We start from the raw sequence: 22,589 nt of genomic DNA, 5'->3' as shown, positions 1-22,589 counted from the left end.
GCGGTGGCTCAGCCACATAGATGCCGGCATGAGCCCCGCTCTTGCTGTTGCTGTTGCTGTTGCTGTTGCTGTTGCTGTTGCTGTTGCTGTTGCTGTTGCTGTTGCTGTTGCTGTTGCTGTTGCTGTTGCTGTTGCTGTTGCTGTTGCTGTTGCTGTTGCTGTTGCTGTTGCTGTTGCTGTTGCTGTTGCTGTTGCTGTTGCTGTTGCTGTTGCTGTTGCTGTTGCTGTTGCTGTTGCTGTTGCTGTTGCTGTTGCTGTTGCTGTTGCTGTTGCTGTTGCTGTTGCTGTTGCTGTTGCTGTTGCTGTTGCTGTTGCTGTTGCTGTTGCTGTTGCTGTTGCTGTTGCTGTTGCTGTTGCTGTTGCTGTTGCTGTTGCTGTTGCTGTTGCTGTTGCTGTTGCTGTTGCTGTTGCTGTTGCTTTGGATCTTGATCTGGACGCCCCGTTAAACCACGCTGGCCGAACGCAGGCATTGTGGAGTGGGCATCCCGGCATGGATGCCGGGATAGCCGCGCTGGGCCATGGATGGCCCTTCGCGGCGGCCCACGGAGCAATGCCGGAGTGAGGGCACACCGAGCCTAAGCGAGGTGCCGAGTGGTGGGGCAAAGCGCTTTTGCTTACTTTTGGCGCTCTTCCAAAAGTGAGCCGCTGTAAGAGCGGAACCATAGGCAGCCGTTACCGAAGAAACGGATATACACACCAAACCAAGCCTCTCGGAACAAACAATGCCTAGACCTTCAGATCACCCAGCGGATCATAAGGCTTGGGCTTGCGCTCATCCTCCTTCTTGTCCAGAGGCGCCTTGGCCGGCCCTACCGGATCAACCTGGGGATCCTCAAGGTCCGGCGAATCCGGATCAAACCCCAGGTCATCACCACTGGAATGCTCTGACGAATGCGGCCCCGTAGGTGTTTTCGACTGTGCCATGCGTGCCTCCTCCAATCACGGTCGGAAAATGCCCAACCCTGACGATAAGAGCCTCAGGCCTCCCAGGTTGTGCCGGGCAAGTGACGAACGGGGTGAACGATCAATGCGCCGCTTCCAAGGTCTTGGTGGCCCGGGCCGCAGCTTGCTCCTGCCCGGCCCCAGCCAATTCACCCGCCGCTTTGAGCCACCGCTGCGAGTCGACATTGGCCGGAAGCTGCGTAGGTCGCTGGACCAGCACCGCCCAGCCGCCCGCGCCGTTGAAGGCCGATTCAAAGGCACTGAAGCTCATCAACTGCCGCCGGTTCATGCCTGAGCGCAGCAATACCGTCTGCTTCTGACGGTTGTAGCCGGCGAGAATCCCATACCGAGGCTCGGCCCAGAACGCCGAACCGTCGGTATAGCGCACCAACACCGGATAGCCCGCCGCGACCTGCTCCAACAGCGCGGGCAGCTTGGCGTCGAGGGGATACACCAGCAACCCGTATTCGCGCGCCAGGGTTTGCATATTCTGCTGCAAACCGGCTTCACCACCCGGCAGGTGCAACGGTTTCTCCAGCAGCCCCGGGGTGATCACCGTGCCTTGCAACGTCAGCAGGGCCGCCAGGGACTGCGGGGCGCCCTGGTACATTTCGCCGCGAAAGAACGGCACGCTGTTGAGCTCCACCCGTTCGGGCAGGCGCTGGATCTGTGGCGAAACACTGCCCGCACACCCCACCAGGGCGACGAGGCAGGACACCGCCAGTACCAGTGATCGAAAAGATGAAATGACCGGCGACATGATGACTCTCTTGTTCAGGTACCCGGCATCCGGGCCAGGCTTGGGTCGACGATCATAAGGTGCACACAGCCCTGGGTATAGCCATAACGGCAGTTTTACGAGCGCGATAGAACGAAGCGATCCGTGCCCAACCGCCACAGATCGACTACCTGCAACACTTGAGCGACTAGACTGTCCATGTATTAGGTGAGTGATCCCGGACCGGGGATAAAAGGAGGCACAGATGAGCCTGACCACGACAATTCTGATGCTGATATTCGGCTGGCTGAGCGTAGCCATGGCCATGCTGTGGGGCGTGCTTCGGATCACTCGACGCCATCATCACACGCTACCAGCGCCATCGGAAAAAGCCGCCAAACCTAGCCGGCGCCACGCCGCCGCACACTGACCTTTCGCTTTCAAACCCATAGTTCTCAAATCCAAAAAAAAGCCACCCGGGCCTGGACCCGGGTGGCTTCTGTCTGCCTGACATCAGGCGTTGTCAGCCAATGCCCTTTCCTTGGCCCGACGGGACAACATGTTCAACACTTCGATTGCCGCCGAGAACGCCATGGCCGCGTAGATATAGCCCTTGGGCACATGAGCACCGAAACCTTCGGCGATCAGCGTCATGCCGATCATGATCAGGAAGCCCAGGGCCAGCATCACCACTGTCGGGTTGTCATTGATGAACTTGGCCAGCGGTTCGGCCGCCAGCAGCATCACCAACACCGATACGACAACTGCGATGATCATGATCGGCAAATGCTCGGTCATGCCCACGGCCGTGATGATGCTGTCGATGGAGAACACCAGGTCCAACATCAGGATCTGACCGATTGCCGCGGCAAAGCCCAGGGTCACGCCGGACGTGGCCGACTTGGGATCATCCGGTGCTGGGTCCATGCTGTGGTGGATTTCAGTGGTCGCTTTCCACAGCAGGAACAGGCCGCCGGCGATCAGGATCATGTCTTTCCAGGAGAACGCCTGGCCCAGGATTTCGATGACTGGTTCGGTCAACTGCACAATAAAGGCAATGGTGCTCAACAAGCCCAGGCGCAGGATCAGCGCCATGCCGATACCGATCCGCCGCGCCTTGGCACGATGCTGTTGGGGCAGCTTGTTGGTCAGAATCGAAATGAAGATCAGGTTATCGATGCCAAGCACGATTTCCATCACGACCAGAGTCGCCAGGGCGATCCACGCGGTGGGGCTGGCGGCGAGCTGTAAAAGATAATCCATGGGGCAGTCCTGACTGATGTGACGCGTTAGATGGTTTTAGTAGGGGTTTGGGTTTCGTCGGCTTCGTCCGCCGGCTCTTTCTTCGGGCTGATCAAGCCGCCGGTGGCTTCGCTGATCGCCTGCTCAGCGGCCTTGTGGGTGTCGTCGATGGCCTGCTTGGCGGTTTCTGCCGCCTGCCCCATCAGTTGCTGGGCACTTTTTTCAGCCTGTTCACAGCCCACCAGCGTCGTTGCGGACATCACCAACAGGGCTGCAAGCCCCAGGGATTTGTATGTCATGGAATAAATGCCTCTTGAGAGAATAGAAGGTGCGCGAAAGTGGCCCGCCAATGACCAGGCATTCTAGAGACGCGAATAGTTCAGGAAAATTCGTATTTTCAGCGGTTATACTTCGGTTTTTACGAACATCGGTGAATCCATGCTCAACTACCGACAATTGCATTACTTCTGGGTGGTGGCAAAAACCGGCAGCATCGTGCGAGCGTGCGAGCAGTTGAACCTGACCCCACAGACCATCAGCGGGCAGATTTCCCTGTTCGAGCAGACCTATAACCTCAAGCTGTTTCGCCGTGTCGGGCGACAATTGGAACTGACCGAGGCCGGCCGCCAGACCTTGCCCTACGCCGAACACATGTTTCAGCTGGGCGGCGAGCTGGAGCTGATGTTGCGGGCCCAGCCCAACGAGCAGCAAACCCTGTTTCGGGTCGGGGTGGCGGATGTGGTGCCCAAATCCATCGTCTATCGGCTGTTGGCGCCGACCATGGAGTTGAACGAGCCGCTGCGCATCACCTGTCGCGAGGACAAGCTCGAACGGCTGCTGGCGGACCTGGCGATCCAGCGTCTGGACCTGGTGATTTCCGACAGCCCGATGCCGACTCACCTGGACATCAAGGGCTACAGCCAGAAGCTGGGGGAATGCGGGATCAGCTTTTTCGCCACCGCCGCGCTGGCCGAACGCTACGGGCAGGATTTCCCCCACAGCCTGCATGACGCTCCGCTGCTGATTCCCGGGCCGGAAACCGTGGTGCGCAGCCGCTTGCAACGCTGGTTCGCCGAGCAACAGATCCAGCCGCGCATCGTCGGCGAGTTCGACGACAGCGCATTGATGCAGGCCTTCGGCCAATCAGGCAGCGGGATTTTCATCGGCCCGAGCGTGATCGCCGAAGAGGTCAAGCGCCAGTACGGCGTAGAAGTGATCGGCCAGACCGATGCGGTGAGCGAATCCTTCTACGCCATTTCCGTGGAGCGCAAGGTCAGCCATCCCGGCATCGTCGCGATTGCCGAAGGCGCCCGTCGCGAGTTGTTCAGCGCTTAGCTATCCATGCAGGTGGCGCGAGGCTTGAAGGTCATCAGGAGCAACGCCAACAGGATCGATACGAAGATGAACCCGGCCGCCGCAAACCCGACACTGCCCAAGCCCAGGGTATCGATGACCCGGCCACCGACCATCGCCCCCAGGCCAATCCCCAGGTTGGCCCCGGCGATGTTCAACGAGGCGGCAAAGGCCGGGGCCTGCGGGGCCGCCTTCATCAGCCGCACATGGCTGACCAGGAACAAGGCCGCCTGGGTCACGCCCCAGATGCCCATCGCCGCCGCCAGCGCGAGGGGCGAATGAATGCTCGGCACCAACGCCACCATGCCGCCGATCAGGAACAGGCAGAAGACCATCGATGCGATCAACGGATGCCGGTCCACCGCCCGACCACCCAGGGAATTGCCCAGCAGCCCAACGGCGCCAAAGCCCATCAGGCACCAGCCCACCAGGGTGCCATCGAATCCGGCAAGGCGCTCAAGGATATCTGCCAGATAGGTGTAGGCAGTGAACATGCCGCTGAACACCAGGATCGACAACAGCACATGCCCTTGCATCAACGGGCTGCGCAGGATCTTGAATTGCGAACGAAAACTCACCTGATGCTGGTGCAGGTTGGTTTTCGGCAAGTAGATAAACAGCAGCAAGGCCTTGGCAAAGGCAATGACCGCCAGGATCGCGAATGCGCTGCGCCAGCCAAACGCATCGGAAATCAACGTGCCCACAGGAATGCCGAACACCGTGGCACAGACGATGCCAAAGCCGATTCGGGCGATGGCCCGCCCGGCCAACTGTGGCCCGACAATGTCCACCGCCGTTTCACTGGCCAGCGCCCAGAACACCGGCAGGCCCAGGGCCGGGATCAACCGGGCAACGGCCATCACCCAGATGTTGGGGGCGACTGCGGCGAGCATGTTGGCCAGACCGAACATCACCAGCACGCTGATAAACAACTTGCGCCGCTCGAAGCGGGCGAACCAGGCCGTCAGGAATGGCCCGAACGCCGCCACCGTAAACGCGAACAACGTCACCAGCAGCCCGGCCTGGGGGATGGTGACCTGCAAGTCGCGAGCGATAGAGGGTAACAGGCCAACGATGACGAATTCCGTGGTCAGCACCGTAAAACCGGCAGCCGACAACAGGAAAATGGGTAACAACATGCAGAACTCCAGCGAAACGACGACACCAGCGTCAGCCCATGGGCTCGCTGGCGGGTATAGAAAGGTGATGAAGGCAAAGCCTAACAGAATGCGTCCACCAGACAAAACGCGCTTGAACACCCGAGTGACGGATCGTCACAGGTCCGTCAGATTTTTCATCGGGCTGTGATAAAGTCCGCGGCCTGCAAACGCCGTACTTTCTCACGGTCCGCTCATGTGGCCTGCCCGCTTGTTGCCCTGACGCGTCGACCGTCGCACACAATAAAATCAGAGATGCCGCTATGACAGCTTCGTCCGTTACCCCTATGCAACGCCTCAAACGCACCAGCCTGGTGACGCAAATCATCATCGGTCTGATCGCCGGTATTGTCCTGGCATGGCTGGCGCCCGACGTGGCGAAGTCCACCGCATTCATCGGCAAGGTCTTCGTGTCCGCGCTCAAGGCCGTGGCGCCGATCCTGGTGTTCGTGCTGGTCATGGCATCGATTGCCAACCACAAGCATGGCCAGGAAACCCATATCCGGCCGATTCTGTTCCTCTACCTGCTGGGCACTTTCGCCGCAGCGGTGGTCGCGGTGGTTGCCAGTACGCTGTTTCCCTCCAGCCTCGTGCTGTCGACCCAAGACGTCGTAGTCACGGCGCCCGGTGGGATCAGCGAGGTGCTGCAAAGCCTGCTGCTGAGTGTGGTGGATAACCCGGTCCGGGCGCTGATGGACGGTAACTTCATCGGCATCCTGGCCTGGGCCATCGGCATGGGCATCGCCATTCGTCATGCTGGCCAGACCACCCGCTCCGTGCTCGAAGACCTGTCCAACGGCGTGACCGTGATCGTGCGCCTGGTGATCCGCTTCGCCCCACTGGGGATCTTCGGCCTGGTGGCCTCGACCCTGGCGACCTCCGGTTTCGGCGCCCTGCTCGGCTACCTGCAACTGCTCACCGTACTGATCGGCTGCATGCTGTTCGTGGCGTTGGTGGTCAACCCGCTCATCGTGTTCTGGAAACTGCGTCGCAACCCCTACCCGCTGGTGTTCACCTGCCTGCGCGAGAGCGGTATCACGGCGTTTTTCACACGCAGCTCGGCGGCGAATATTCCGGTGAACCTGGAACTGAGCAAACGCCTGGGCCTGCACGAAGACACCTATTCGGTGTCGATCCCACTGGGCGCGACCATCAACATGGCGGGCGCTGCCATTACCATCACCGTACTGACCCTGGCGGCCGTGCATACCCTGGGTATCGCGGTGGATATACCAACGGCGGTGCTGCTGAGCGTTGTCGCGGCCATTTGCGCCTGCGGCGCATCTGGAGTGGCCGGCGGTTCGCTGTTGCTGATTCCCCTGGCGTGCAGCCTGTTTGGCATTCCCAGCGAAATCGCCATGCAAGTGGTTGCGGTGGGCTTCATCATCGGTGTCCTGCAGGACTCGGCGGAGACGGCGTTGAACTCGTCGACGGATGTGCTGTTCACAGCGGCGGCGTGCCTGGGCGAGGAAGAGAAGCTCGCGCGTACGGCGTAATGGATTGGGGCAAGCTCAACCCTATGTGACAACTGATCCACCGCCTTCGCGAGCAAGCCCGCTCCCACATTGGTTTTGTATTCACCACATAACCCTTGTGGGAGCGGGCTTGCTCGCGAAGCAGGCGCCTCGGTCGATCAGAATCACCCAAATATGAAGCCACAAAAAAGCCCGGGAACGGCCAACACCGTCCCGGGCTTTTTCATGCCTGCGGGGTTAGAACGCGCCCATGTAGTCGCGCTTGCCCACTTCCACGCCATTGTGGCGCAGCAAGGCGTAGGTGGTGGTGACGTGGAAGAAGAACTGCGGCAGGCCGTAGGTCAGCAGGTAGTTCTGGCCGCTGAAGCGCTTTTCCTTCGGCGTGCCCGGACGGGTGACGATTTCGATGCCTTCCTTGCCATCGATCTGCTCAGGCTTGATGCCGTCGATAAAGGCCAGGACCTTGGCGATCAAGGCTTGCAGCTCGGCGAAGGTGGTCTCGCTGTCCTCGTACTTCGGCACTTCGATCTCGGCCAGGCGTGCAGACACACCTTTGGCGAAGTCCACCGCGATCTGCACCTGGCGCACCAACGGGAACATGTCCGGGTACAGGCGGGCTTGCAGGAAGGCGTTCGGATCGATGTTCTTCGCGGTGGCGTGGGCTTCGGCCTTGTTCAGAACGTCGCTCAACGCGTTGAGCATCTGCTTGAAAACCGGGACGGAAGCGGCGTACAGGGAAATAGTCATGGCAATCTCATGCAGGTGGCAGGAAAGAATGAATCAAACGGCTGCGATTATAGCCACGGCTTGTTGCACGGCTTGTCTTTTATTGCGCAAGGATTAGGCTAGGCGGCTTCCACAGCATAGGGAACGCGCGATGAGCATCGAAGAACAACAGCAGGCTGAAGAACCGCGGCTCAATAGCACGGAAATCCGCATCCTCGGCGCGCTGGTCGAGAAACAGGCCACCAACCCCGAGACCTACCCGCTGACCCTCAACGCCCTGGTACTGGCCTGCAACCAGAAAACCAGCCGCGAACCGGTGATGAACCTCAACCCCGGCCAGGTCGGCCAGAGCCTGCGGGCACTGGAAGGTCGCGGCTTTACCAAACTGGTGATGGGCAGCCGCGCCGACCGCTGGGAGCATAGGGTCGACAAAGCCCTGGAGCTGGTGCCGGCCCAGGTGATCCTGATGGGCCTGCTGTTCCTGCGTGGCCCGCAAACCGTCAATGAGCTACTGACCCGCAGCGGACGGATGCATGACTTCGAAGACGCCGAACAAGTCGTGCACCAGCTTGAACGCCTGATCGCCCGGGGGCTGGCGCTGCTGGTGCCACGCCAGGCCGGCCAGCGCGAAGACCGCTATGTGCATGCCATGGGCGATCCGGCGGACATCGAGGCCATTCTCGCCGCCCGCCAGCACCCGGTAGAGCGCGGCGCCGGCGGTGGTGTCTCGCTGGAGCGCATCGAAGAACTCGAAGCCCGGATCGCGGCCCTGGAAGAACGCCTGTCGCGGCTGGAATAGCAGCGCCTACGCCGATCGGGCGAAGGCCACGGCTTTTTCAAATTGCTCCAGGTTGGGCCGCACGCCGGTATATAGAACGAACTGCTCCAGGGCCTGGATCGCAATGACTTCCAGCCCGGTGATGACCCGCTTGCCTTCGGCCCGGGCGCGCACGATCAGTGGCGTTTCCGACGGGATCGCCACGACATCGAACACGGTATCAGCCGCAGCGATGGTCTCGGGCTCAAACGCCAACTGGTCGGCCTCCGGGCCGCCGGTCATGCCGATCGGCGTGACGTTGATCAGCATCTGTGGCCGCCGGGTGCCCAGGTCAGCTTGCCATTCATAACCCAGGGACTCGGCCAGGGCTCGCCCGGCGGCTTCATTGCGGGCAACGATCAGCCCGTTCTTGTAGCCCCCATCGCGCAAGGCACTGGCCACAGCCTTGGCCATGCCGCCGCTGCCACGCAAGGCAAAGGTCGAGTCCTTGGGCACCGCGTGGCTTTGCAACAACTGGGCGATGGCGATGTAGTCAGTGTTGTAGGCCTTCAGATGGCCGTTGGTATTGACGATGGTGTTGATGGACTGGATCGCCGCGGCAGAAGGATCCAGCTCGTCCACCAGGGCTATGCAGGCTTCCTTGAACGGCATCGACACGCCGCATCCACGAATCCCCAGGGCACGGATACCGCCCACAGCTCCAGGCAAATCCTGGCTGCTGAACGCCTTGTAATAGAAATTCAGGCCCAATTGTTCATACAGGTGATTATGAAAGCGCAGGCCGAAATTTCCGGGACGCCCCGATAGCGACATGCACAGTTGGGTGTCTTTGTTGGGATTGATCTGCATGCGTGTCTCCTTGCAATTCACTTTCGGACAGACGGAATCACCGCTGCGAAAGGTTTTATTCGATGATGATACCGCCAGCCCCCGACCCGGTCTCAGGCCCCCGGATGACGCGGCGCGGTAAAGAAAAGCGCTACAGACCTTACACAATATTTACCCAACGGCGTCGCAAATCCCGAGAAAATCGCTGTCATAGCAAGTATCCCCGCGACTCTCATCGGGTCTGTTGCAGACTACAGGCGTCGGGGCCGAAACGAGGAACAGCCATGAATCGTAAACTTCCCATCATCGCCCTGCTCCTGGGGGCACTCGCGGTCACCGGCCAGGCATCCGCCCACGGTCGTGGTGGTTGGGAGGGGCCCGCAGTGTTTGGCGCCATCGTCGGTTCGGCCATCGTTGGCTCGGCCCTCATCAACCGTGACCGGCCGGTGTATGTGCAGCAACCGGTCTATGTCCAGCCACAGCCGGTCTACTACCAGGCTCCACCACCGGTCTACTACCAGCCGCAGCCGGTGTATGTAGAGCGACCGATCTACTATCGCCCAGCGCCGGTGTATTACGGGCCACCACGGGGCTACTACTATGGCCCGCCTCGTGGTCATTACGGTCGCTGGTAATCAGCCTTCCGGGTGGCACAAAAAAGCCTGTGATCAATGATCACAGGCTTTTTCATATTCGCTGGTTAACCGCTCCCACTGTGTAGGAGCTGTCGAGTGCAACGAGGCTGCGATCTTTCCCCAGACACTTGAATCTCAAGCGAAAGATCAAAAGATCGCAGGCTTCGCCAGCTCCTACAAAGCCCAGCGGGAGCAAGCTCCCTCGCCACAGGGATTTGTCAGACGTGCTCACTGCTTTTCAGTCGGATCGGCGCATGCTCCGCCGCCCCGTGAACAGTCTCCGCCACCACGGGAATCTCGTTGCCATCGCAGTCGTGCAGCTTGCCATCGCTGAAGTAATCACCTTCACGGAGCGCCGCCAGGTCCTGATAGCGCAACACTCGCTCGGTGCCGGCGGCGAAAACCGATTGCTGGTCGGAGTTACCCGCAGTGAAGTGGTTGAACGCCAGGTTCAGCGCGATCGCCATGATTGCCGAAGAACTGATGCCCGAATGGAAAATGGTCGCGAACCAGTTCGGGAAATGGTCATAGAAGTTCGGTGCGGCGATAGGAATCATGCCAAATCCAATGGAGGTGGCGACGATGATCAGGTTGACGTTGTTGCGGTAATCGACTTTGGACAGCGTGCGGATGCCACTGGCAGCCACCGTGCCGAACAGCACGATACCGGCACCGCCCAGCACCGAGGTCGGCACCGCCGCGATCACCCGGCCCATGAACGGTAGCAGGCCGAGCACCACCAGGAACACCCCGCCGGTCGCCACCACGAAACGGCTCTTGATCCCGGTCACCGCCACCAGCCCGACGTTCTGGGCAAAGGCACTCTGGGTGAAGGAGCCAAAGATCGGCGCGATCATGCTCGACAGCATGTCAGCCCGCAAGCCGTTGCCCAGGCGCCTGGAGTCGACTTTGGTGTCGATGATCTCGCCCACGGCCAGGATGTCGGCGGAGGTTTCCACCAGGGTCACCATGATCACGATGCACATCGACAGGATCGCGGCGATGTGGAAAGTCGGCATGCCGAAATGGAACGGTGTCGGGAAGCCGAACATCGGGCCTTGGCTGACCGATGAAAAGTCCGCCATGCCGAGGAACACGGCGATGACGGTACCAATGACCATCGCCAGCAGAATCGACAACCGCGAGATGGTTGCGCTGCCCATTTTGCTCAGCAATAGCACCATCACCAGGGTCACCGCGGCCAGGCCGATGTTGGCCATGCTGCCGAAATCAGCGGCGTGGCTGTTGCCCCCCATCGCCCAACGCGCCGCTACCGGCATCAGGGTCAGGCCGATGGTGGTGATCACGATGCCGGTGACCAGTGGCGGAAAGAACCGGGTGATGCGCGAAAACACCGGGGTAATCAGCAGACCAATCAGGGACGCGGCGATCACCGCGCCAAGGATGGCTTGAAAGCCGCCTTCCCCGCCGCTGCCGACAATCGCCACCATGGTCGCCACGCCCGAGAACGATACGCCCTGCACCAAGGGCAGTTGGCAGCCGAAAAACGGCAGGCCGAGGGTTTGCAGCAACGTTGCCAAGCCCCCCGCGAACAATGACGCGGCAATCAACAAGCCGATGTCCGCGGGTGAGAGCCCGGCCGCCTGGCCGATGATCAACGGCACGGCGACGATGCCACCGTACATGGTCAACACATGTTGCAGGCCGTAAGCCATATTCGCGCCGACGCCAAGGTTTTCGTCCTCGGGCCGTGGGAGTGAAACATGGGGCGTTTTCATGGTTCGGGGGTTCCCTGTTTTTTGTTATGGGCACACTGTATTCAAAACTCAGGACAAATGTCCATAGAGTTGTATACAACTTGTTGCCATACACAGGAACAGAATCCCCCGGCCAACAGCCTTTTTTATGGCTGAAGCAACCCCACGATCGCCGGCCGCAACAGCTCGCGCGGCGGTACGCGCAGGCCAAACTCTTGTTCGAGCAAGTCGATCAACTCATCGGCATCGGTGATCAACCGGCGTTCGCTCTCCTGCCCTATCCGGTGCACCGCATAGCTGTTGCCGTTCAGGGTCTTGCGCAACCCGTCACCGGTGCGTGCAACCATCAACCGGCCCATGAACGGGGATTCCGGGTGGCTGCTGACGTACCAATTACCGATGGTGTAGTCGATGTCTTCCTGGCGTTGCAGATCGAACAGGTACATTGGCCGCCATTCGTCGGCGACGTTGGCGCGCAGCAGGTAACCGTCCGCATGGGTGTCGATGCGGTACGGCTCATGGGGCGTGACTTGTGCTTCACGGCTGTCCAGCAGCAACGGCGCAGTGGGCACCATGCCACCAAAGCCGACGTCGGTGATGTAGCGCACGCCGTCGAACGTCACCAGGCTCAACCGGTGGGTGCGGGCCGCCCAGGTGCCTTCAGGTGCATTCATCACCACGCGGCCGGTGATGCCGCGGGCGTCGAAACCCAACGCCAGCAACAGCGCCAAAAATAATTGGTTGAGTTCATAGCAATAGCCGCCGCGTCCTTGCTCGAACACTTTTCGTTCGACCGATTCAAGGTCGATGGGCACGGGTTGACGCAGCAACGTCGACAGGGTTTCAAAGGGGAATTCGGCAGTATGGCGCCCTTGCAGTTGACGCAACGTGTCGAGGGTCGGTGCTGGAGGGGCATCGAAACCCAGGCGCCGCAGATAGCGAGCCGTATCGCTCAGTTGGGGATGACTCATGAGGGGTGTCCTTTTCCGGGGTCGGCGCAGCGCTCACGACAAGCGCACTGTTATTGGGCGCCAGGTATAAGGCATTCCCCTCACCGAGACAACAATCGACCGGGATGCCTCGCCCGGTCACCGCCGCTTGCGTGAAGCCAGGCGGATCCAGGTAGCGCAACGAATCGGTCCAGGACGCCTGCCCATGCCAGATCGCCCCGTACCCGACCGACTCCAGCTCCGCCGCCGGGAAATCCTTGTCCACGGCCTTGAGCTCCTGCGAACAGGCGATGTCGGGTTTTTCCCGCTCCAGCCATTCCAGCAGGTTGGGCAGCCGGGCCCGGATGCCATTGATGTTGAAGGTCGCGATCCGAAGGTTTTTCATAGCGCCAGAACTCGAAATGCCAAGTCACCGTTGTGACCGACAACCGGACGTAGAGGTTGCAACAGGTCTTCAGGAAGCCGTTTTCGGCAAGGGCTGGCCTTTCTCCAACAAGTGCGCAAAGGCTTGCTTGTCGATCGGCCGGCTGAGTAAATAACCCTGTACTTCATGGCATTGGTCCGTGCCCAATGAACCGAGCTGGGCCAGGGTTTCCACGCCCTCGGCAGTCACCGTCAGCCCCATGGCCTTGCCCAGGTTGATGATTGCCTGCACCACGGCGCGGTCGTTGCTGCTGTTGCTCATGGAAGCAATGAAACGCCTGTCGATCTTGATGCCATCAAATGGATAGGTGCGCAGATAACCGAGGGACGAATAGCCGGTACCGAAATCGTCCATGTTCAAGCGCACGCCCAGTTCCTTCAGGGCATTCATGACCTGCAGAGCACCATCAACGTCGTTGAGCATCACGTTTTCAGTGATCTCCAGTTCCAGGCGACTCGCCGGGAAACGGGTTTCGATCAACACCTGTCGCACATCCTCCACCACATCGCTGCGCTCGAACTGCGCCGGTGACAGGTTGACCGAGACCATCAATTCTCCCGGCCAGGTCAGTGCGGTTTCGCAGGCCTCACGCAATACCCAACGCGAAAGCGGGACAATCAGGTCGGTTTGCTCGGCCAATGAAATAAACGCGTCGGGGGCCAACAAGCCTTGGGTTGGATGCTGCCAGCGAACCAACGCCTCGACCGCCACGATCTCTCGACCATCGACGGTGTAGCGCGGCTGGAAATGCAGGACGAATTCGTTGTTTTTCACGGCCTGGCGCAGGTCGCTTTCCAGTTGGCGACGATGCTGGATCTGATCGTTCATTTGCGAGGCGAAATAGCACCAGGTTTTCTTGCCCTCGGACTTGGCCTGGTACATGGCAATGTCGGCGCAGCGGATCAGTTCACCGGGCACATAACCCTGACGGTGGCTCAGGGCGATACCGATACTGGCGCTGATGTGCAACGAATGGGTTTCGTAGAAGATCGGTTGCTGCAGGCTGTCGATCAACCGCCCACAGAATCGATCGATCTCAGTGGTATTGTCCATCCCGCCGAGCACCACCACGAATTCGTCGCCCCCCAGGCGCGCCACCAGGTCTTCTTCGCGGGTGCTGTCGCGCAGCCGCCGGGCCACTTCCAGCAACACCGCGTCGCCGGCCGGGTGGCCGAGGGAGTCGTTGATCGGCTTGAAATTGTCCAGGTCCACCATCAGCAACGTCAGGGGGGCGGAATGCTCCTTGGCCACCAGCGCATAATCCAGGTGTCGCGCCAGCTTGTTGCGGTTCGGCAGGCCGGTCAGCGCATCGTGCATCGACAGGTGCTGAACCTGGGCATGGGCGGCCACCTCATCGGTGATGTCGCTGGCGGTGCCGCGATAACCCACCACCTCGGCCTTGTTGTAGATCGGGCGTGCCGACACCCGGCAGAAGCGCAGTTGCCCGGAATAATCACGGTAGGAGCAGCGCAAGCTGTTGGCGTTCTGCTCCTCCGTCAACTTGATCAACCAGAGGGCAATCGGCGTAGTGTCGCAATACAGCAGTTGCTCGAGCTGCTGCCCCAGCCATTGCTGATCGGAAAACCCGGTGACCGTATTGAAACGCCCCGACAGATAAGTGATGTGCTGCTGCCCGTCGATTTCCCAGATCCAGTCGGAAGCGGCTTCGGCCACGGCCCGAAAGCGCTCCTCGCTGGCCTCAAGGGCGTGCGCCGACCGTTCCAGGCTGTCGTAACTGGCGTCCACATGCCGTGCCGTGCGCAATGCATAGCGAAAAAAGTAAGCGGTCAGCAGGGCCAGGATCAGCAGCGCCCCACCCAGCGGCGGCACCAGGGACCAGAGCAATTGCAGGCCCGGGCGCTCCAGTCGGGACACCAGGCTGTAGCCGGTACCGTCCAGCGACACGGCCGGCTGGCCGGGCTTGAGCTCGGTGTCTTTCTTGAGCTTCAAATCGGTGAGGCCATAACTCTTGCCCAGTTTGCGCAACTTGACGGGCGTCAGTTGGTCGACGAACAGCAGGACCGAGGTGCTTTGGGCCTCGACCTGGGACCGTTCGTCATTGGGCGTAATCACCGATGCGTTGACGATAGCCGGCCAGCCCTCGAACAATGTGTAGCGGACCATGGGTATCGTCAGGTCGGGCTGCGCCTGGAGCTGGTCCATCAGGTCCGTCAGCGGCGCGTCCATATAAACCGCGGTATCCGCTTGGACATTGAGCCCGCGTACCACGGCATATTTGGTGCGTAGCCGATCAATGACAAACAACCCCTCGTATTCATCATTGGTGAACAGGGTCTTGCCCATGTTCTGTTCGGCGTAGGCCCATTGCACATCGACTTCACCGTTGAGGTGGTCATAGGCCGTGGTCCAATAGGCATAGCTGGTGATGTAGTTTTTCGAGGCGGTGATGCGATTCTCGAGGGCGCGCTCGGTATAGAAATGCGTCTTGCGCAAATCCTCCGCGTCGAGCTTGTGCGCAATGTTGAACAGCGCGGCAATCGCCACCAGGACGCCCAGGACAAACAGCCCCCCGACCGCCACGACCAGGCGATGGGTAATCGGTGTGTGACGCGCGGTGCCTGAAGGGGTATCGGCAGTGGAATCCATTGACCTACTCCTGTCCTTTCAACGCTGGCTTCGCTATCGAGAACGGAGAGGACCGAGCCAGTCGTCTACCCAACCTTAGCACCCACTGCCTGATCAGTTGGCGAGCCCACGGTTTTTTGCGAAAGAGACTACACACTGCTTGAAGTTCGCCAGCGCAATGCCTCAATAGTGGACCGGGGCAGACTGCCGATGATTCCACCCGACCTCAACGATCCGAACGCGCCAGCGTATCGAGCCCGTCGTCGGTCGACAACACCGCCACACGGTTGCGGCCGCTGTGCTTGGCCTGGTAAAGCGCCGCATCGGCCCGCTGGATGAAGACTTCGATGCTGTCCTGGCCGCTGGGCACAAAGGCATAGCAGCCCAGGCTCACCGTGAGGTAACCGGTCGGAGACCCGGAATGGGTGATGTGCTTGTCGATGACGCTGCGGCGGACCTGCTCGGCCAACGCCATGGCCCCCGACAGATTGGTGTCGGGCAACAGGACCGCGAACTCTTCGCCACCATAACGCACCGCCAGATCGGCCTTGCGATGGCAGCAGCTCTTGAGCACCTTGGCCACTTCCGCCAGGCAATGATCCCCGGCCACGTGCCCATAGGCGTCGTTGTAGCGCTTGAAGAAATCGATATCGAGCATGATCAGGCTCAAGGGGCTGCGCTGACGGGCGCCCCGGCCGAACTCGATGTCCAGGGCCCGTTCGAACAGGCGCCGGTTCGCCAGCCCGGTGAGGCTGTCATGGGTGGCAATCAGCTCCAACGCCTCCTGAGCCTGGCGCAAGTCCGCCTCGATCCGTTCGCTGTTACGAACCTGGCGCACGAATACCCAGCCGAACAAGCAAATGCCCAACACCACCAGGCCCACGATGAGGCTGGATTGGAAAGCCCGGTCATGCCAGCCCGCCAGGATCGCGCCTTCGGACATCGCGGCGGTGACCACCAGCGGATAAGCCTGCAGATGTTGGTGCCCATACAGCCTGACGACACCATCGATGGTCGAACGGATGAGTGCATCGCCAGACATCCCACCCGCCAGGGCATGGTTGTAAATATTCTCCTGGGCCAGCGGGTGACCGATCCGCCCCTCATCGAAGGGACGACGAGCCAAGAGCGTCCCGTCAGACAAAGCCAGGGCCATCTCGCCTTGATCATCCAGATTGAAGCTTTTGAAGAATCGATCGAAGTACGACATTTTGATGCCGGCCATCAACACGCCTTGGAAGTTGCCATCCTGATCATTCAAGCGCCGGGAAACCGGAATGATCCAGCCGCCGTTTTGCCGGCTGCGGATTGCCGGGCCGATATGGGCGATCAGGGAGGCATTCTGTTGATGGAAAACGAAGTACTCTCGATCCGCCACCCCAGCACCCCGGTGCAGGTTTTCAAAGGAGGTCACCACCCAGTGACCGTGCTTGTCGAACAGGAACAGGCCATGCAATTGCTCAAGCGATTGCACACGTCGGGCAAAGGTTTGCTGCAAGCGTGGCTGTACGGCGGGACCGTAGCCGTCTACTTGGATCCAATCTGCCAGGCTGGCCAATACCAGATCAGCCTGGAGGAAGGTGTCCTGCGCCTGCTGAGCCATGGCCCGGCTAAGGGTCGCCGAAGCGACGCGGGCCGACTCCAGGTCGTGGCTGCGCGACTGCTCCAGTTGCAGATAAAGCAAACCGCACAGGCACAGGCATACCGCCGCGATAAACGAAACCGCTGCTTTGAGCAACGGCAGGCGCTTCAAGGCACCGCCAGGGACATGGAAAGGATCGAGAATGGAGATAGGCAAGCGAATTCCTGAAGAGGGCAAAACATGAGCGAATTCGCTCAAAGCCCTCAATATTCGTGAGCTTAGCCTACCGCTTGTGAGGCGGCAATTTGCCTGTGCAGCAGAGCCGATGGGTGGCTTGAGTGGATCCAAAAACTCGCCCTGGAGCCAACAAAAATACCCGTTTCAGAACGAAGAAATTCCCCGTGTAGGAGCTGCCGAAGGCTGCGATCTTTTGATTTTGATCTTTCGCTTGGGATTCAAGTGTATTGGGAAAGATCGCAGCCTCGTTGCACTCGACAGCTCCTACACAGCTCCTACAGCGCAGCCGAGCGGGAGCAAGCTCCCTCGCCACGGGTGTACGGATCGGAGACAGGGGTCAATGGGTCTTGGCTCTCACCGTACCGGCGGCACCCGGATCTCCCCGGCCCGGCATTGTGTCCTGACACCCCTGCCACACGCGGCGAACGCCAGGTCCTTGTCCATGCACACCCGCACTTCCGACAGTTGCGGCCCGCTGCAAATCACCGCAATGCCGTCGGGGGCAATGCCTGGATTGCTTTGGCGGAACAGCCGGATGATTTCATCAGCCGCGAAGTAATACGAGGAATTGAATGCCTGCAACTGCGGTGGGATTTTCACCGCGCCCAAGGCTTTGTCGGCAACCTCCAGGTAGCCCATGGCGCCCAGGCCACTGCAAGTGCCGTGCTTGGACCATTCATGCGTCATCAACTTGCGGGTGGGAAACAAGGTCAGGCCCTTCTGCTGCTCCGCCGCCGTCAACGGCACCTGAGGCGCACAGGATTGCGGCCAGCCGCCCCGGGTGTATTGCGGCCAGAGGCCATGGAGCACAAAGCCGTAGCCTTTGCCGGAACACTGCGCATCCTTCTGGTGAGTCAGGCAGAACGTCGGCGACCAGGACAGCGCCAGCAAATAGTAATCGAACACTCCGGCCACGGATTGCGCCCGTGCATTGCCGGATTCGCGGGCATTGGCCGCGCCCATGGAACCCAGTGTCAGTACGATCAGCACGACAATGGCAAGACGTTGTTTCATTGACCCACTCCTTGGGGCGATTGTGCGAAAGCAGGATGATCGGGCGATGATTGTTCCAACCTTGTGTTTCAAATCTCTGAAGGGCTGTTTTTTACAAGCAATCCTTGCCGGGGGCTATCTAAATTGCGTAACGCCCCATAACGTAGATCGCCTTTGACTTTTACGTGCCCCGTCGCCCATGAGCAAACCGCCCCGAACCGATGATGAACAGCCCCTGACCCGACCCGACGCCGTCAGCCTGCGCGTGGCCTTCTGGTTCTGGCTCAAACTGGGATTCATCAGCTTCGGCGGCCCTGCGGGGCAGATCTCGATCATGCACCAGGAGTTGGTGGAGCGCCGACGCTGGATTTCCGAACGACGATTCCTGCATGCCCTTAACTACTGCATGTTGCTGCCGGGCCCCGAGGCCCAGCAACTGGCCACCTACCTGGGCTGGCTGATGCATCGAAGCTGGGGCGGGGTGATCGCTGGGGCACTGTTCGTGCTGCCTTCGTTGTTCATTCTCATCGTGTTGTCGTGGCTGTACGTCGCCTTTGGCGAAGTGCCGATAGTGGCGGGCATTTTCTATGGCATCAAGCCGGCCGTCACGGCAATCGTGGCGCATGCCGCCCACCGGATCGGCTCCCGCGCACTCAAGAACAACTGGCTGTGGGCGATCGCTGCGGCGTCGTTCACCGCGATATTTGCCTTTGATCTCCCCTTCCCACTGATCGTGCTGGGCGCGGCGGTCATCGGTTATTTCGGCGGCCGCTGGACACCGGAAAAATTCAGCCTGGGCGGTCACGCTACCCAGCACCAATCCTTCGGCCCCGCCTTGATCGACGACGACACGCCGCCTCCGGACCACGTCCGATTCAGCGCCTTCAGGCTCGCCCGACTGGCGATCATCGGTGCCCTGTTGTGGGCGTTGCCTATGGGCCTGCTGACCGCGGTGTTCGGCTGGGAAGGCACGTTTACGCAAATGGCCTGGTTCTTTACCAAGGCCGCATTGTTGACCTTCGGCGGCGCCTATGCGGTGTTGCCCTACGTGTACCAGGGTGCCGTCGGACACTTCGGCTGGCTGACGCCGACACAAATGATCGACGGCCTGGCCCTGGGCGAAACCACGCCGGGGCCGCTGATCATGGTCGTGGCCTTCGTCGGTTTCGTCGGAGGCTACGTGATGCAGGTGTTCGGTCCCGAACAAGCCTTTCTCGCCGGGGCCGTCGCGGCCACGCTGGTGACCTGGTTCACGTTCCTGCCCTCGTTCCTGTTCATCCTGGCCGGCGGCCCGCTGGTGGAATCGACGCACAACGCGCTGAAATTCACCGCGCCGCTGACTGCGATTACCGCGGCGGTGGTCGGGGTGATTCTCAACCTGGCGTGCTTCTTCGGTTACCACGTACTCTGGCCCAACGGTTTTGCAGGAGCCCTGGACTGGCCGTCGGCAATCATCGCAATCGCGGCGGCCATTGCGCTGTTTCGCTACAAGCTGGGGGTAATCCAGGTGTTGCTGGCGTGCGGGCTGGCTGGGCTGGCGGTGCACTTGCTGCGCTAGACGAGGCGTTTGCTCAGGTACGTCGCCGAAGCCGGGCACAAGGTTTTGAATTGGGCCGTCGCACCGATCGAAGCAGGCGCCAGCGAGCGGTCCCGCGCCTGATAGCCCTGGCCGGTAAAAAACGCGGCGGCGCTGTCAGTCAGCAGATGGAGCTGCTCTACACCCTCACGTTTTGCAAACGCCTCGATAGCGGCCAACACCGCTGCGCCAGCACCCTTCCCCCGCTGCCCCTCGAGGACAACCAGCGAGCGCAGCAACCGGTCAGCCCCCTCCCCCTCGATACCAGCAAACGCCACGTCAACGCCTTGGTGGCTGAAGCTGAAAAACTGTCGACCGGGATACGCCAGATCGTCGACGGGAAGACCGGCCAGGGTGAGTGCATCGCGCAAGGGTCGCAGGTCGTTATTGCTCAGCATTCTCATGTGCATGACTTGCTCCTCGTAAATTGTTCCGGCGCTCGTCATCGTACCGAAACTCAACAACACACCACCACATGACCCAGCGCAAATGAACACCCCAGCCCATCAGCTAAGCTCAACCTATCATCACGACAGGGAATCGACATGAGCAAGGCAGACGAGCTAGCGGCCAAACTGAGGAAAACCCAGCAAACCCGCGCGGATACCGACAACTGCGCCGACCTGGCGATCGAGCATTGGCCCGCCCAAGTCTACGAACTGTATCGCCAGATCGAAATCTGGCTGGCGCCCGTGTGCGAGGCGGGCCTGGACATTCGGCGCAACCCCACCCACGTATTTGAAAGTCATTCCAGCGGCTCGACGTACAGCTACGCCATCGATCAACTGGTGATCGAAGGCAATCTTCACCGCATTTCATTCGACCCGATTGCGCGTTTCTCGTCCAAGGGCGAGGGCTGCATTGAAGTCCATATGAAGGGGCAGGAACACTGCATCGTGCGCTCACTCGGCGAACATGGTGAATCGCTTTGGCATATCCAGGCCCTGCGCCAGACCGGGCAACCGCGTCTTGAACCCACCATGCTGGACGAGGACGCCTTGCTCGCGCTGGTAGAGCAAGGCCTGGGGCTTTAACGCAAATGGGCGACCCTTGAGGTCGCCCATTTCGTTGGAGAACCCACTAGAACTGCGGCGCTGATTCGACGGTTGGATCGCTCCCTGGCACCGGTAGCGTCAGTTCCTCCACCGGTCTTCCCACGAGTTTATGCAAGGCATTGTCGATTTCGTCAGCCGCGCCTTGCGCGTATCGGGTATCCGCCCAGCTCCAGTACGGATCGAACATCAGCCCGCCGAGCCATAGGGCGCTGCATCCGTAGTCGATGAAAACTCCCGGAGCGCTGACCGAGCAGCCAGCACGGTAAGAACAGCGGCAACGCCCAACACCGCCGCACTGGTTTCGAAGGTCGCGCGATAACCACTCAGGTCGAACAGAAGGCCGCCCACTGTCGCACCCGCAGCGATGGCGAGTTGGACGATCGCCACCATCAGACCGCCGCCGGCTTCGGCATCTTCCGGCAGCGTTCGCGAAAGCCAGGTCCACCAACCTACGGGCGCCGCCGTGGCCACCAGGCCCCAGAGGCCGAGCAGGAGGGTCGTGATCGTGACCGACCCGCCGAACCCCACCAAGGCAATGGCAATCGCGGCCATCAACAGCGGGATGATAATGAGCGTCCGATAGAGGTTGTTTTTCAAGCAGGCCCCGATCAGGAAGGTGCCCAGCAGACCCGCCACACCGATCACCAACAGCATGAAGGACAGCATGGAAACGCTCACCTGCGTCACCGTTTCAAGGAACGGGCGCAGGTAGGTGAACAACATGAACTGGCCCATGAAAAACGTACTGACCGCCAGCATGCCCAATGCGACCGGTGCCCGGGTCATCAACTTGAAGACATTGGTGCTGCCCTGCTTCGCCTGCGAAGGCATGGAAGGCAGGCGTAACAGCAGCCAGACCAGGGCGATGGCGGCGACGGGCACGATGCAGAAAAACGCGCCACGCCAACCGATGATCGACCCCAGGAAACTGCCCAGCGGCGCAGCGACCACCGTCGCCAAGGCATTGCCGCCATTGACGATGGCCAGTGCCTGCGGAACCTGATCGTCTGGCACAAGCCGCATGGCGGTAGCCGCCGACAACGACCAGAAGCCGCCAATCGCCACGCCGATCAACGCGCGACCGAGCATGAATACCGAGTAATTCGGCGCGAACGCCACCACGGTGCCGGAAACGATCATCAGCAAGGTCAGCCCCAGGAGAAGCCATTTGCGATCGACCCGGGCGGCGATCGATGCGATGAACAGGCTCGTGATCAGGGCAAAGGCGCCAGAGACGGCAATGCCTTGGCCGGCCTGCCCTTCGCTGACGTGAAGATCGGCCGCTACCGGCGTCAGCAAGCTGACTGGCATGAACTCCGAGGCAACGAGCACGAACGCGGCGAGGGCCATGGCAAGTACCGCGCCCCAGGCGGGTTGGACTTGTGGTTTAGGTAATGAGGTATCGGTCATTGGACAAAAATCCTGTGTTTCTGGATGAACTGTGAGAGTGGGCTTGTTCGCGAAGGGGTCGGCACATCCAACATCACTGTCTCAGGCAGACCGCTTTCGCGAGCAAGCCCGCTCCCACAGTTTGAATCGGGGGTTGCTCACAAATTTTGTGTCCGCCACACCCCCACTTGTGGGAGCGGGCTTGCTCGCGAAGGCGGCGGCACA

At 60.5% G+C, this 22,589-nt stretch carries 22 protein-coding genes and 1 pseudogene; 8 read left to right on the top strand and 15 right to left on the bottom strand.

Annotation, left to right across the window (positions count from 1 at the left end; all coding sequences use genetic code 11):
* The first annotated feature begins 41 nt into the window (after positions 1-41).
* Complete coding sequence (locus CFII68_RS27745) at positions 42-446, top strand: hypothetical protein (protein WP_018610057.1); 405 nt, start codon at positions 42-44, stop codon at positions 444-446.
* Positions 447-726: 280 nt separating this feature from the next.
* Here the strand turns inward: CFII68_RS27745 and CFII68_RS09265 are convergent, their stop codons facing one another.
* Complete coding sequence (locus CFII68_RS09265) at positions 727-924, bottom strand: DUF6021 family protein (protein ID WP_018610056.1); 198 nt, start codon at positions 922-924, stop codon at positions 727-729.
* Between the two features lie 100 nt (positions 925-1,024).
* Entirely contained in the window at positions 1,025-1,702 is a 678-nt protein-coding gene (locus CFII68_RS09270) for a lipoprotein (protein ID WP_018610053.1), read from the bottom strand.
* Between the two features lie 223 nt (positions 1,703-1,925).
* Here CFII68_RS09270 and CFII68_RS27740 point away from each other — a divergent pair, with 223 nt between their 5' ends.
* Positions 1,926-2,090, top strand: coding sequence for a hypothetical protein (locus CFII68_RS27740; protein WP_018610052.1), 165 nt, complete (start codon positions 1,926-1,928; stop codon positions 2,088-2,090).
* 83 nt (positions 2,091-2,173) lie between these two features.
* Here CFII68_RS27740 and CFII68_RS09275 read toward each other — a convergent pair whose 3' ends face one another.
* Together CFII68_RS09275 and CFII68_RS09280 are read right to left on the bottom strand one after the other, a co-directional pair.
* The gene (locus tag CFII68_RS09275) at positions 2,174-2,923 is read right to left on the bottom strand and encodes a TerC family protein (RefSeq protein WP_014339310.1); all 750 of its coding nucleotides are present in this window, start codon (positions 2,921-2,923) and stop codon (positions 2,174-2,176) included.
* Positions 2,924-2,949: 26 nt separating this feature from the next.
* On the bottom strand, positions 2,950-3,201 hold the full coding sequence (locus tag CFII68_RS09280; protein ID WP_018610049.1) for a hypothetical protein: 252 nt from the start codon (positions 3,199-3,201) through the stop codon (positions 2,950-2,952).
* Between the two features lie 139 nt (positions 3,202-3,340).
* On the opposite strand from CFII68_RS09280, the gene nhaR reads away from it, so the two are divergent.
* The gene (gene nhaR, locus CFII68_RS09285) at positions 3,341-4,237 is read left to right on the top strand and encodes a transcriptional activator NhaR (protein WP_018610047.1); all 897 of its coding nucleotides are present in this window, start codon (positions 3,341-3,343) and stop codon (positions 4,235-4,237) included.
* Here nhaR and CFII68_RS09290 read toward each other — a convergent pair.
* Entirely contained in the window at positions 4,234-5,394 is a 1,161-nt protein-coding gene (locus CFII68_RS09290) for an MFS transporter (RefSeq protein ID WP_018610045.1), read from the bottom strand. The genes nhaR and CFII68_RS09290 overlap by 4 nt on opposite strands.
* A gap of 281 nt (positions 5,395-5,675) precedes the next feature.
* On the opposite strand from CFII68_RS09290, the gene sstT reads away from it, so the two are divergent.
* Positions 5,676-6,908: a serine/threonine transporter SstT gene (gene sstT, locus CFII68_RS09295; protein WP_033062740.1), complete on the top strand. Its 1,233-nt coding sequence runs from the start codon at positions 5,676-5,678 to the stop codon at positions 6,906-6,908.
* A gap of 216 nt (positions 6,909-7,124) precedes the next feature.
* Here sstT and CFII68_RS09300 read toward each other — a convergent pair whose 3' ends face one another.
* Complete coding sequence (locus CFII68_RS09300) at positions 7,125-7,634, bottom strand: DUF1993 family protein (protein ID WP_018610042.1); 510 nt, start codon at positions 7,632-7,634, stop codon at positions 7,125-7,127.
* A 130-nt stretch (positions 7,635-7,764) separates the two neighbouring features.
* Between CFII68_RS09300 and CFII68_RS09305 the strand changes: the two genes are divergently transcribed.
* Positions 7,765-8,412: a YceH family protein gene (locus tag CFII68_RS09305; protein WP_018610040.1), complete on the top strand. Its 648-nt coding sequence runs from the start codon at positions 7,765-7,767 to the stop codon at positions 8,410-8,412.
* 6 nt (positions 8,413-8,418) lie between these two features.
* Here CFII68_RS09305 and CFII68_RS09310 read toward each other — a convergent pair whose 3' ends face one another.
* Positions 8,419-9,240: a shikimate 5-dehydrogenase gene (locus CFII68_RS09310; protein ID WP_018610038.1), complete on the bottom strand. Its 822-nt coding sequence runs from the start codon at positions 9,238-9,240 to the stop codon at positions 8,419-8,421.
* Positions 9,241-9,503: 263 nt separating this feature from the next.
* Between CFII68_RS09310 and CFII68_RS09315 the strand changes: the two genes are divergently transcribed.
* Entirely contained in the window at positions 9,504-9,854 is a 351-nt protein-coding gene (locus tag CFII68_RS09315; RefSeq protein ID WP_018610037.1) for a hypothetical protein, read from the top strand.
* A 218-nt stretch (positions 9,855-10,072) separates the two neighbouring features.
* Here CFII68_RS09315 and CFII68_RS09320 read toward each other — a convergent pair whose 3' ends face one another.
* From CFII68_RS09320 to CFII68_RS09345, 6 genes and pseudogenes are all read right to left on the bottom strand, one after another.
* A complete protein-coding gene (locus tag CFII68_RS09320; protein ID WP_018610035.1) occupies positions 10,073-11,593 on the bottom strand; it encodes a nucleobase:cation symporter-2 family protein in 1,521 nt (506 codons plus the stop codon).
* Positions 11,594-11,718: 125 nt separating this feature from the next.
* Entirely contained in the window at positions 11,719-12,543 is an 825-nt protein-coding gene (locus tag CFII68_RS09325; protein ID WP_018610033.1) for an arylamine N-acetyltransferase, read from the bottom strand.
* 169 nt (positions 12,544-12,712) lie between these two features.
* Positions 12,713-12,907 (bottom strand): annotated as a pseudogene (locus tag CFII68_RS26960) (exodeoxyribonuclease III); the annotation flags it as partial.
* A 69-nt stretch (positions 12,908-12,976) separates the two neighbouring features.
* The gene (locus CFII68_RS09335; protein ID WP_018610029.1) at positions 12,977-15,553 is read right to left on the bottom strand and encodes an EAL domain-containing protein; all 2,577 of its coding nucleotides are present in this window, start codon (positions 15,551-15,553) and stop codon (positions 12,977-12,979) included.
* A gap of 205 nt (positions 15,554-15,758) precedes the next feature.
* A complete protein-coding gene (locus CFII68_RS09340; protein ID WP_018610027.1) occupies positions 15,759-17,330 on the bottom strand; it encodes a GGDEF domain-containing protein in 1,572 nt (523 codons plus the stop codon).
* A 375-nt stretch (positions 17,331-17,705) separates the two neighbouring features.
* Positions 17,706-18,365 (bottom strand): ribonuclease T2, encoded by a 660-nt coding sequence (locus CFII68_RS09345; RefSeq protein ID WP_018610025.1) that lies wholly within the window; start codon positions 18,363-18,365, stop codon positions 17,706-17,708.
* Between the two features lie 178 nt (positions 18,366-18,543).
* Here CFII68_RS09345 and chrA point away from each other — a divergent pair, with 178 nt between their 5' ends.
* Positions 18,544-19,902 (top strand): chromate efflux transporter, encoded by a 1,359-nt coding sequence (gene chrA / locus CFII68_RS09350; protein ID WP_018610022.1) that lies wholly within the window; start codon positions 18,544-18,546, stop codon positions 19,900-19,902.
* Here the strand turns inward: chrA and arsN2 are convergent.
* Positions 19,899-20,330 (bottom strand): arsenic resistance N-acetyltransferase ArsN2, encoded by a 432-nt coding sequence (arsN2, locus tag CFII68_RS09355; protein ID WP_018610020.1) that lies wholly within the window; start codon positions 20,328-20,330, stop codon positions 19,899-19,901. The two genes, chrA and arsN2, sit on opposite strands and share 4 nt — an antisense overlap.
* Before the next feature lie 135 nt (positions 20,331-20,465).
* Between arsN2 and CFII68_RS09360 the strand changes: the two genes are divergently transcribed.
* Positions 20,466-20,954 carry a hypothetical protein gene (locus CFII68_RS09360; protein WP_018610018.1) on the top strand — a complete coding sequence of 163 codons (489 nt, stop codon included), beginning with the start codon at positions 20,466-20,468 and terminating at the stop codon, positions 20,952-20,954.
* A gap of 207 nt (positions 20,955-21,161) precedes the next feature.
* On the opposite strand, the gene CFII68_RS09365 is transcribed toward CFII68_RS09360, so the two are convergent.
* Entirely contained in the window at positions 21,162-22,385 is a 1,224-nt protein-coding gene (locus tag CFII68_RS09365) for an MFS transporter (protein ID WP_018610017.1), read from the bottom strand.
* Between the last annotated feature and the right edge of the window lie 204 nt (positions 22,386-22,589).

The organism is Pseudomonas sp. CFII68 (assembly GCF_000416195.1).
In the GTDB taxonomy this organism is placed as follows: domain Bacteria; phylum Pseudomonadota; class Gammaproteobacteria; order Pseudomonadales; family Pseudomonadaceae; genus Aquipseudomonas; species Aquipseudomonas kilonensis.
This window is presented reverse-complemented; position numbering and strand designations above follow the sequence as displayed.